The sequence below is a fragment of the Acinetobacter sp. ANC 5378 genome (genome assembly GCF_013004315.1).
GTDB lineage: Bacteria > Pseudomonadota > Gammaproteobacteria > Pseudomonadales > Moraxellaceae > Acinetobacter.
Genome location: NZ_JABERK010000093.1, coordinates 1 through 10,894, shown reverse-complemented (window position 1 = coordinate 10,894; position 10,894 = coordinate 1). Strand labels below are relative to the sequence as shown.

The 10,894-nt window shown below is 38.8% G+C and carries 9 protein-coding genes, 1 pseudogene and 1 other annotated feature; of the genes and pseudogenes, 6 read left to right on the top strand and 4 right to left on the bottom strand.

Translation table 11 applies throughout. The features are described 5' to 3' along the window. Positions 1–199: 199 nt before the first annotated feature. Positions 200–1,006 (bottom strand): SDR family oxidoreductase, encoded by an 807-nt coding sequence (locus HLH16_RS15340; protein ID WP_171529962.1) that lies wholly within the window; start codon positions 1,004–1,006, stop codon positions 200–202. Positions 1,007–1,051: 45 nt separating this feature from the next. After that, positions 1,052–1,717: a hypothetical protein gene (locus HLH16_RS15335; RefSeq protein ID WP_171529961.1), complete on the bottom strand. Its 666-nt coding sequence runs from the start codon at positions 1,715–1,717 to the stop codon at positions 1,052–1,054. Between the two features lie 185 nt (positions 1,718–1,902). Here HLH16_RS15335 and HLH16_RS15330 point away from each other — a divergent pair, with 185 nt between their 5' ends. The 4 genes and pseudogenes from HLH16_RS15330 to HLH16_RS15315 form a co-directional block, all read left to right on the top strand. After that, positions 1,903–4,794, top strand: a complete 2,892-nt coding sequence (locus HLH16_RS15330; protein WP_502707657.1) for a valine--tRNA ligase — start codon at positions 1,903–1,905, stop codon at positions 4,792–4,794. A 107-nt stretch (positions 4,795–4,901) separates the two neighbouring features. Next, on the top strand, positions 4,902–5,798 hold the full coding sequence (locus tag HLH16_RS15325) for a KAP family P-loop NTPase fold protein (RefSeq protein ID WP_214646733.1): 897 nt from the start codon (positions 4,902–4,904) through the stop codon (positions 5,796–5,798). Next, a protein-coding gene (locus HLH16_RS15320; RefSeq protein ID WP_171529960.1) for an IS3 family transposase occupies positions 5,773–6,992 on the top strand; the annotation gives its coding sequence in 2 pieces (ribosomal slippage) (positions 5,773–6,049 and positions 6,049–6,992; 1,221 coding nt in all). Before HLH16_RS15325 ends, HLH16_RS15320 begins: the two co-directional genes overlap by 26 nt. Next, positions 6,048–6,164, top strand: a sequence feature (AL1L pseudoknot). (Overlaps the previous gene by 117 nt.) Positions 6,993–7,041: 49 nt before the next feature. Then, positions 7,042–7,494, top strand: a pseudogene (locus HLH16_RS15315) (P-loop NTPase fold protein); the annotation flags it as partial. 1 nt (position 7,495) lies between these two features. Here the strand turns inward: HLH16_RS15315 and HLH16_RS15665 are convergent. Beyond that, positions 7,496–7,966, bottom strand: coding sequence for a transposase family protein (locus HLH16_RS15665; RefSeq protein ID WP_214646732.1), 471 nt, complete (start codon positions 7,964–7,966; stop codon positions 7,496–7,498). Then, a complete protein-coding gene (locus HLH16_RS15660) occupies positions 7,914–8,309 on the bottom strand; it encodes a transposase family protein (protein ID WP_214646731.1) in 396 nt (131 codons plus the stop codon). Before HLH16_RS15660 ends, HLH16_RS15665 begins: the two co-directional genes overlap by 53 nt. Before the next feature lie 219 nt (positions 8,310–8,528). On the opposite strand from HLH16_RS15660, the gene HLH16_RS15305 reads away from it, so the two are divergent. Continuing rightward, positions 8,529–9,737, top strand: coding sequence for an IS256 family transposase (locus HLH16_RS15305; protein ID WP_171529959.1), 1,209 nt, complete (start codon positions 8,529–8,531; stop codon positions 9,735–9,737). 3 nt (positions 9,738–9,740) lie between these two features. After that, complete coding sequence (locus tag HLH16_RS15300; protein ID WP_171529958.1) at positions 9,741–10,745, top strand: hypothetical protein; 1,005 nt, start codon at positions 9,741–9,743, stop codon at positions 10,743–10,745. Positions 10,746–10,894 lie beyond the last annotated feature (149 nt).

The window sequence follows — 10,894 nt, the reverse complement described above, 5'->3', positions numbered from 1 at the left end:
ATGGCACAGAAGATTTCTGTAAAATCAAACATGGTGGTTAGAGTCTTTGGTTTGTGTAGTAACTTTCTAAATGGCTCTAACCATCTTTTTTTCAAGCGGTTTTCTTATCCGTAATTCGGGTTATTTAGAATCCCCCTAAATCCCCCTTTTACAAAGGGGGACATTAAAGCTTCTTCCTTTAAAAAGGAGGGAGCTTTAATTATTTCACCTTCATCTTGCGGATCATTTTATACAGTGTGCTTGGAGATAAACGCGACACCCATACCCCCAATTTTTCTTTAGTACCGCCAACCACAATATATTCTTCATCATTCAACAGAGACTTGACTACAGTTTTAGCGAATTCGTCAGGCTGCAAACCATTTTCAATTGCTTCATCCTGATGACCCTGTGGTTTGCCTTCGCCATTTAAGGCATTGAATGACACATTGGTCTTAACAAAACCCGGGAAAATAACAGAAACACCGACCCCTTCATCAGCCACTTCGGCACGTAAGCTGTTTGCCCACATGTGAATCGCGGCTTTGGCTGCTGAATAGGATGCGCGATATTGCGTACCCAATAAACCTGCCACACTGGAAACAAAGATAATTCGACCTGTTTTTTGTTTTAAGAAAGTTGGCAAAACCGTTTTGGTCAGAAATACTTGTGAGAAATAATCGACTTCCATGATGGCACGTTCAGTTTGCATGGTCGTATCGGCAATTAATGCCCGCTGACTGAGTCCTGCATTATTGATCAGCCAGTCAATACACCCTTTTTGATTCAATACTTGTTCATAAGCATGGCGAACTTGATTTTCATCCGTAATATCGGCACTGATACAAATATGCTGATCCGGATTGGCTAAACTTTGACGCACATTTTCCAGTTCATCCATACGACGAGCAGTGAGTACAATCAGTGCCCCTTGCAAGGCACACTCTTGTGCGAGCGCCTTACCCAAACCTGAAGATGCACCGGTAATCCATACCACCTTATTGTTCAAACTGTCCTGCTTCGCCATGTTGCTGTTCCTATTTACACTTACGATTAATAATGCATTGATCTGTTATTGATTTTTTTGCTCATGATTCAAAAACATCAAAAAATGATCAAAATAACGAGGGGTCATTTGCGAATCATACTGCGCGCCCAGTTTTTCTAAACGCTTATAGCCCATCTGAGTGGTCAAATGAATCACGCCATTTAAAGTTTTATCCACCACTAAATTGAATTTCAACATGTTTTTAGGTTCACGAACCAGACTGGTCACCCCTTGATCGACCAACTGGGTAAATGCTTTTAAGCCTGGCGAAACATAATGCGTATTTCCCTCTTTCATTTGCTCCACACATTCCAGCAATTCCACCACCAAGACATGGTCGACACTATAAGAAATATAATTTTGACCATTTTTTTCATAGGCCCTATCTTTTAGATAATTCACCATCGGGATCAAGCGATCATTGCCAAAGAATGAAACCGACCATGGCATATATTTGCGTACAGTGTCTAAAATTTGTTTAACCATTTTTTCAGATTCTCGATCGCCAGAAGTCGATAAACGCGCAATTTCACCAAAAACCTGATCGACAATTTCACAGGAAATATCAGCCAGAACCTCACCTAAAGGTTTGGCTAAACTTTGAGTCTCACCCTGATTCAACTGCTGATGAATCTGATGAAAACGCTGATGGGTTTCTCGGGTTAATTTTAAAGAAATGAAATAGCTCATACCGATAATCTCCTTTTTAGAATTGTTCTGCGACCATTCGCGCTGTTTTTATTCCACTCTTATCATAAGATCTTATGCAGCGTATGCCAATTGCATAAAGTTTGCATTTGGTGAAGCTGCCTAATTCCATAATTTTTTTGCTACAATAGTCCTAATTTTTTATTCACTTTTGATCTGTTCTGACTATGACTGATTCTGCGCAAAATATTGCTACGACATACGATCCTACCGAGATCGAGAAAAAATGGTACAAGACCTGGGAAGAGAACGGCTACTTTAAGCCGTCTCGAAAAGGCGACTCATTCTGTATCATGATTCCGCCACCAAACGTCACTGGTAACTTGCACATGGGTCATGGTTTTAACAATGCCATTATGGATGCCTTGACGCGTTACAACCGTATGTCTGGGAAAAACACCTTATGGCAACCGGGGACTGACCATGCCGGTATTGCAACCCAGATGGTGGTTGAACGTCAATTGGCAGCACAAGATATCAGCCGTCATGACTTGGGTCGTGAAAAGTTCATTGAAAAAGTCTGGGAATGGAAAGAACAGTCTGGCGGTAACATTACCCGTCAAATTCGTCGCCTCGGTTCTTCTGTAGACTGGTCACGTGAACGCTTCACCATGGATGAAGGTTTATCTAACGCGGTGAAAGAAGTATTCGTACGTTTACATAAAGAAGGTCTGATTTACCGCGGTAAACGCCTGGTCAACTGGGATCCTAAACTGCAAACTGCCCTTTCTGACCTTGAAGTTGAATCAGTCGAAGAAAAAGGTTCACTTTGGCATTTCAAATATTTCTTTGAAGATAAAAACCTTCGTACCAAAGATGGCAATGACTTCCTTGTTGTTGCGACAACACGTCCTGAAACTTTGCTTGGTGACTCGGCTGTTGCGGTTCACCCTGAAGATGAACGTTATGCACACCTTGTCGGCAAAAACATCGTTCTACCAATTTCAGGTCGTTTGGTTCCTGTGGTTGCGGATGAATATGTAGAAAAAGATTTCGGTACAGGCTGTGTAAAAATCACCCCTGCACATGACTTCAATGACTATGAAGTGGGTAAACGTTGCAACTTGCCAATCATCAACATCTTCAACAAAAATGCTGAAGTGTTGGCTGAGTTTGAATACATTGCAAAAGCAGGCGAACAGATTTCTAAAACCATCCCTGCGCCTGCGGACTATATTGGTTTAGAGCGTTTTGCTGCACGTAAAAAACTGGTTGAACAAGCTGAAGCTGAAGGCTGGTTGGATCAAATTCAACCGTATGACTTGAAAGCACCTCGCGGTGACCGTTCAGGCGTAATCGTTGAGCCATTATTGACCGATCAATGGTATGTAAAAATTGCACCGCTTGCTGAGCCTGCAATTAAAGCGGTGAAAGATGGCGACATCAAATTCGTACCTGAGCAATACAGCAACATGTACATGGCTTGGATGAACAATATTCAAGACTGGTGTATCTCTCGTCAATTGTGGTGGGGTCACCGTATTCCAGCTTGGTACGATGTAGATGGCAACGTTTATGTGGGTCGTAACGAAGCGGAAGTGCGTGAAGAAAATGGCATTGCTGCAGATGTTAAGTTAACTCAAGATGAAGATGTACTGGACACCTGGTTCTCGTCTGGTCTTTGGACATTCTCAACTTTAGGTTGGACTGGTGATGCCAAGAAAGATGCTGAAAACTATTTCCTCAATACCTTCCACCCAACAGATGTATTGGTAACCGGTTTTGACATCATCTTCTTCTGGGTTGCCCGCATGATCATGATGACCATGCACTTCATGAAAAATGAAGATGGCACGCCACAAGTTCCGTTTAAAACTGTGTATGTACATGGTTTGGTACGTGATGGTGAAGGTCAGAAGATGTCTAAATCTAAGGGTAACGTGCTTGATCCTTTAGACCTGATTGACGGTGTTGATCTTGAAACGTTGGTACAAAAACGTACCACCGGTTTGATGAACCCTAAACAAGCAGCGAAGATTGAAAAATCAACCCGTAAAGAATTCCCGGAAGGCATTCAGTCTTACGGTACGGATGCAGTTCGTTTCACTTTCTGTGCACTTGCCAATACCGGCCGCGACATTAAATTCGATATGAAACGTGTTGAAGGCTACCGTAACTTCTGTAACAAAATCTGGAACGGTACCCGTTTCGTTCTGATGAATGTTGAAGGTCAAACTGTCGGTCAAACTGCACGTCCAGATCTTTGGGAATTGCCTGAACAATGGATCGTGAGCCGTCTACAAAAAGCGGAACTTGCAGTTCAACAAGCCTTTGCTACCTATCGTTTAGACTTGGCTGCTCAAGCGATTTACGAGTTCATCTGGAATGAATACTGTGACTGGTATGTAGAGCTGACCAAGCCTGTTCTAAATGATGAAAATGTATCTGAAGAACGTAAAGCAGAAGTTCGTCGTGTTCTTCTTGCGGTGATGGAAGCATCGTTACGTCTTGCGCATCCAATCATGCCGTACTTGACTGAAGAAATTTGGCAAACCCTTGCACCAATGATTGGTTTGGGCGGTGAAACCATTATGACTGCGGCTTACCCTGTTGCAGATCAAGCATTGATTAATGACCAAGCTGAAGCAGATATGCATTGGCTACAAGGTTTGATTGGTGCGGTACGTAACATCCGTGGTGAAATGGGCTTAGGTAATGCGCGTTTACTTCCAGTGTTGATGCAAAATATTACTGATGCTGAAGTGGCGCAAATTTCACGTATCGAACCGTTGTTTAAAGCCTTGGCAAAAGTGGAAAGCATCACTTACTTGGCAGATGGCGAACAACCACCATTGTCATCATCTTCTGTAGTTGGTCACGCCTCTGTATTTGTTCCAATGAAGGGTTTAATTGATCCTAAAGCAGAATTGGGTCGTCTACAAAAAGACTTAGACAAGGTTCAAAAGCAACATGACCAAATTGCCACTAAACTTGGCAATGAAGGTTTCGTGGCGAAAGCACCTGCTGCTGTGGTTGAAGGTGAGAAAGTGAAGCTTGCTGAGTTTGCTGACCAGTTAGCGAAGATTAAAGCGAATATGGAGCAGATTGCAGCACTTTGATGCTGTAGTTTGATTCTAAAAATCCCCTCTTAGTGAGGGGATTTTTTATTAAAATCATAATGATATTTGATAGAATTATTAGATTAAAACTTTATAAATGCCTCAACATGACAAATATGGATAAATACGCATTTTCTGCTGATAGACCAATTAAAAACATAGAACAAGACGTATTAGGTCGAGCCGATTTTGCAAAAAACTTGAGTGATGCTATTTCTCAATGGAAAGGTGATGAAAGTCTAGTTATTGCCTTACATGGAGACTGGGGTTCAGGAAAATCATCTATTAAAAATATGGCATTATCACATTCTAGAGAACAAGCTAATTCACCAACAATTATAGAGTTTTCACCGTGGGAATGGTCAGCTCAAGAGAAGATTGTTCAGGCGTTTTTTGACGAGATATCAAAATCTATTGGAAGAAAGGATTCATCTAAAGAAGATCAAAATTTGGCAAATATATTTGCGAAATATGGCAATCATTTATCTACGGCACACACTTTTCTCAAGGGTGCTAATTTAGCGCTACCTCTTCTTGTAACTTCAATTTTAAGTACAGGTATAATTAGCAGTTACTTTACTGACAATACACAATTACCAATACTCATTGCAACGATTACCTCTTTTATAGCTTTAGTCTTACCAGCCACAGAAAAAGGGAGCGAATTGTTAGGGAAACTTTCAGAAAACTACGAAAAAAAATCTAAATTAAATGAAAAAAACTTAGCAGAAATTCGTGAGGAATTAATTACTGCTTTAAAAGATAGGACGACTCCTCTTTTAATCGTTATGGATGATATTGATCGTTTAACAACTGTAGAGTTGCGAATGATCTTTCAATTAATTAAAGCAAATACTGATTTTCCTAATGTAATATTTTTGCTTTTATTTCAGAAAGATATTGTAGAAAAAAAACTCACTGACAATACTGAACCGTACCGGGTTTGTCGGAGAGTCAATATTCTGAGAGACTATCCCGATGACAAAATTAAAATATACCCCTGAAATCAGAGAAAGAGCGGTTCAATTATTGATTGAATCTGAAAAAGATTATCCTTCTACTTGGGCTGCAATCACAGCAATTGCGCCTAAGATCGGTTGTACTCCTGAAACACTTCGTGCCTGGCATCAAAAGCATTTAGATCAGCAAAATCCTATTAAAGTACAACAGATATCTGATCAAGAAAAAATGAAGCAAATGGAACGTGAAATTAAAGAATTAAAGCGTGCCAATGAAATTCTACGTAAAGCAGCCGCTTTTTTCGCCCAGGCGGAGCTCGACCGCCCACACAAATAATGGTGGATTTTATCCATAACAATAAAGATCGATATGGTGTTGATGCGATTTGTAGGATTTTACCGATCGCAGCTTCAACCTATTACCGAACTTTAGATCTCGCTGACAATCCAGAACATCGAGCGAAACGAGATCTACATGATGAGCATCATGCTGAACAAATTAAACGAATTTGGAAGGAAAGTTCAGGTCGATATGGTGTACGTAAAGTCTGGCAAAAATTAAAACGTGAGGGTTATGTTATTGCACGTTGTACAGTTGCTCGATTGATGCAAAAGCTAGGTATACAAGGTGTTTGGCGTGGTAAGAATAAACAAACCACCCGTAACCGAGATGACCAAAAACGGGCAGATGATTTAGTGAAACGTAATTTTAATGCTGATCATCCAAACCAACTATGGGTGGGTGACTTTACCTATATTCAAACTCATTCAGGCTGGGTTTATACCGCATTTGTTATTGATGTGTTTTCACGTGCGATTGTTGGCTGGAAAGTATCTACACGGATGAATACAGATATGGTACTCGATGCACTTGAGCAAGCATTGCACGATCGAGGCATGCCAAAGAATGTGATTCATCATTCCGATAGAGGTGTTCAATATCTTTCTATTCGCTATACCAATCGTTTAGAAGCTGCAAATTTACGAGCATCAGTCGGTACAACTGGTGATTCATACGATAATGCTCTGGCTGAAACGGTGAATGGCTTATACAAAACAGAGGTGATTGAATATTTAAAAGCAGATTGGCAAGGTTTAGCAGATGTACAACTTGCGACACTAAACTGGGTAGATTGGTTCAATAAAAAGCGTGTACACAGTGCACTGGGTTATGTATCGCCTTTTGAGTTTGAAGCAATGTACTATGATAAGATTAACCCGTTAGGTCAGGTGGCCTAACTTAAATAAAAAAGTCTCCGACAAACCCGGTACGGTTCATACACAATCTGGTGAAAACTATCTAGAAAAAATTATTCAGATCCCTTTTACAATTCCACAAATTCAATTAAAACAAGTCCACGAAGTTTTATTTAATCTATTAAACAATGTGATAAATAGTCACACTGATGCTGACAAAAAATTTGACCAAGAAAGATGGGCTGAGATTTATCACAAAGGTTTAAAAAACTATTTTAATAATCTAAGAAATGTTTATAGGTTCAATTCTACTCTTTGCTTTAACTTCAATCTTTTTAAAAATAATGAGATTTTTGAAGCAGATCCAATAGATTTGATAGCCATTGAATGCTTAAGAGTATTTGAGCCGAATGTTTATAGCAAACTTTCCAACTCTAAAGAAGCTTTTACAACTTTGCGTTCTGTCTCAAGTGACAATCAAACAAAAAAAGTAAAGTATTTACGTATTATTGAAGATATTATAAAGATTAGACTTCTTTCATAAATCATTTTTTACTCAGCTCCAAGTTATAGATTCCAGCAATTAAATTGAATCTCAAACCGAGTCTTTTCCCTCTATTTCGATAACGTTCGGCAAGGATCTTGAAGGTTTTTAAACTGCCAAATACATGCTCAATTCCTATTCTTCTTTTATTGATTTCCTGATTATAGATTTTGAGTTCAGGATCCAATTTACAGCGTCTTTTTGCTTTTAATGGCAACAGGCTATTGGGATACAAAGTATAAATCCCCTGATAGCCCTTATCTGCAAGAACAAAGGCTCCTGAAGGAATTTGGTTTAAATTTCGTTTGAACAACTCGAAATCATGCACTGCACCGTGACTGGTACATAGACTCAGAATTTGCTGAGTTTTATAGTGAATCATGGCCTGTACTTTAAAGGTATGGGTCTTTTTCTTGCCGCTATAGCTTTTCTTCTGTTTTTTTAGGCCTTTGGATTGGAATTTCTGTGGCATCCACGATCACAACATTCCAATCGATGCCTTCACCTTCGGGTAAATCCTTCGGTAAATTAAACAGATTGGACTGAATCAGGCAGTCTTCAACATGACGGACAATTCTTGAGGCTGTGGGCTCTGAAACCCCGTAACTCGTCGCAACGTGAAATAAGGTTCGGTATTCCCGCCAATAGCTTAGGCAGAGCAGAACCTGATCCTCCAGGCTTAACTTGGGTGGTCTGCCTTTGGCAGGGACATGCATTTTCAATTGCTCAACCATTAAATAGAAGGTTGACCATGAGATGCCCGTATATCGCTTGAACTGAGGATCAGAAAGCTTGTTTGAATCGATATATTTCATCCGCAGATTATGCACGAATGCTAAGAAATCCAGAGTGCAAATATCAACCAAAAAGGTGGTCATTTTTTAATTTATGAAAGAGATCTAGTGCATCTGAGAAAAATAGAGAATCTGTCGAAGGTATTTTGAAAAGCCTCTTTCCTAGGGACTGTTCTAAATTTTGTGTAAGTACTTAATTTTCATTTATCCTACTGAGGATAATAAAAAGAGGTACTTCACATGGATGAAGCTACAATCAAAAGTATGGCAGCTGAATTAGCTAAAGGTTTAAAAACTCCTGAAGATTTAAACCAAATGACAGCCATATTTAAAAAGTTCATGATCGAAACCGCTCTGAATACTGAGCTTTCTGAACATTTAGGCTATGAAAAGCATCAACCTAAGAAAGGATCTAATGCACGTAATGGTTTTAGCTCCAAAACAGTTCTAACACAAGATGGGCAGCTTGCTTTAGATATCCCTCGTGATCGTGCTGGCTCTTTTGAACCACAGATTATTAAGAAGCATCAAACACGCATTACTAGCATGGATGATCAAATTCTTTCGTTATATGCAAAAGGAATGACAAATAGAGAAATTGTTGCTTTCTTTAAAGAAATGTACGATGCCGATGTATCTGCCTCCCTTATTAGTAAGGTGACGGATGCTGTCATTGAACAAGTGACAGAATGGCAAAATAGAACACTCGATAGTCTTTATCCTGTTGTCTATTTAGATTGCATTGTTGTTAAGGTTCGTCAGCATTCAACAGTAATCAATAAATCAGTTTATTTAGCATTAGGCATTAACCTGGATGGCCAAAAAGAACTTCTTGGCATGTGGCTTGCTCAAACAGAAGGTGCCAAATTCTGGCTGTCAGTCATGACAGAGCTTAAAAATCGAGGAGTGCAAGATATTCTTGTTGCCTGTGTAGACGGGCTAAAAGGCTTTCCTGATGCAATAGCTTCTGTCTACCCTCATACTGACATCCAACTGTGTATAGTGCATGTTGTACGCAATAGCCTGAGATTTGTGAGCTGGAAGGACTACAAAGCTGTAACAGCAGGATTGAAGGCGATCTATCAGGCAAGTACAGAAGAAAATGCTTTAAAGTCCCTAGATATCTTCTGCGATCAATGGAATCACCAGTATCCAAAAATTGGAGAATCCTGGCGGGCAAATTGGGAAAATATCCGAACGATCTTTAGCTATCCTGCTGAAATACGTCATGCGATTTATACAACAAATGCAATTGAATCATTGAATAGCGTGATTCGCCATTCAACTAAAAAGAGAAAGATCTTCTCTTCTGATGATTCAGTGAAAAAGGTCATTTATTTAGCAACTTCAAATGCTGCTAAAAAATGGACAATGCCAATTCAAAATTGGCGTTTAGCGATGAATTGGTTTACGATTCAGTTCGATGATCGGTTAAAAGATCATTTATAAAAAATGGAACTTACACAAAATAATTTACAGGCTCTCTTTCCTACTACTCAGTGGATTATCAGCAACTATTATTATGATCATAGTTCATATCAAGAATGGTTTACTCAACTCAGAGTGTGCCATAAAGATCATTTTGATAAATATTTTAAACTCAGTTTTGATAGCGAAGATTTTTCTACGTCAGACTTTATAAATTTCCTAGAACTAACCAATGATAGAGAAAAACTTAAAGACAAAATTCTTGCCCTAGATGCAAGAAATTTAGCGGAAGATTTTCTATCAAAATTTGAAGCATATAGCAAACAAGTACCTCAAGAAAACTATAATGCATACATTTATGCATTATTAGATGCTGGCGATGAAATCAATAGGGAATCAAATAAATTTTTAGGGTTTTCAGCACAAACTTATTTGTTCAGATTATGTTCTTGGTGTTTAGAAGATATACAAGACATACATTTACGGGCTAAAATTTTAAAAGATTATATTAAACAAAATTCTAATTTTTCAATCATTGAAAATATTTTGATTGCAGAAGATCAGAGTAGAGCTAAAAATCGTGAGACATTATTAGATGACTCTGATTTTGAACAGCTCAAAATAGATTTTACTAATAAATTAAATCAATTTTCTAATTCAAATCCTGAAGATCTATCAAAAAATTCATCATTCCTTTCACTCATGTATCGTTGGAAAGAATGGGGGAATTCTTCTGATACTCTTAATTGGTTTGAAGCCCAAACTCAGGATATTCAAGGTATTTTAAAGATACTTAAGACGATGATCCAAACTACTAGATCTTATGGAAGTTCTTATACTAAGCCTCATATCAAAAGATATATTAAAGCTGACACTGTAACAAACTTCTTAAACATTCCTCGGATATCACACATAGTCAACTCTGCTGATCTTTCTACTCTTTCAGAAGAGGAAAAAGACTTAATCAAAATGCTCAAAAAAGGATTTGAAAATAAAGCTAATGGAAGAGATGATAATTGGGATGACTAACCTCTCCCCCAACCCTCTCCCATAGGGCATAGGTATCTACACAATTTCCGAGCTTTGCGTTAAATTGAAGAGCATGCTCTTCAATTTAACATCTCTGGTCTGGATCAGCGTCTTGTCAAACGCTATAACAGCCTTGTAAAACTCAATAT

What these genes read in the sequence shown, in the direction of transcription:
- HLH16_RS15340 (WP_171529962.1), bottom strand. Translation starts at nt 1,006, where the DNA reads ATGGCGAAGCAGGACAGTTTGAACAATAAGGTGGTATGGATTACCGGT.
- HLH16_RS15335 (WP_171529961.1), bottom strand. Translation starts at nt 1,717, where the DNA reads ATGAGCTATTTCATTTCTTTAAAATTAACCCGAGAAACCCATCAGCGT.
- HLH16_RS15330 (WP_502707657.1), top strand. Translation starts at nt 1,903, where the DNA reads ATGACTGATTCTGCGCAAAATATTGCTACGACATACGATCCTACCGAG.
- HLH16_RS15325 (WP_214646733.1), top strand. Translation starts at nt 4,902, where the DNA reads ATGACAAATATGGATAAATACGCATTTTCTGCTGATAGACCAATTAAA.
- HLH16_RS15665 (WP_214646732.1), bottom strand. Translation starts at nt 7,966, where the DNA reads ATGCCACAGAAATTCCAATCCAAAGGCCTAAAAAAACAGAAGAAAAGC.
- HLH16_RS15660 (WP_214646731.1), bottom strand. Translation starts at nt 8,309, where the DNA reads ATGAAATATATCGATTCAAACAAGCTTTCTGATCCTCAGTTCAAGCGA.
- HLH16_RS15305 (WP_171529959.1), top strand. Translation starts at nt 8,529, where the DNA reads ATGGATGAAGCTACAATCAAAAGTATGGCAGCTGAATTAGCTAAAGGT.
- HLH16_RS15300 (WP_171529958.1), top strand. Translation starts at nt 9,741, where the DNA reads ATGGAACTTACACAAAATAATTTACAGGCTCTCTTTCCTACTACTCAG.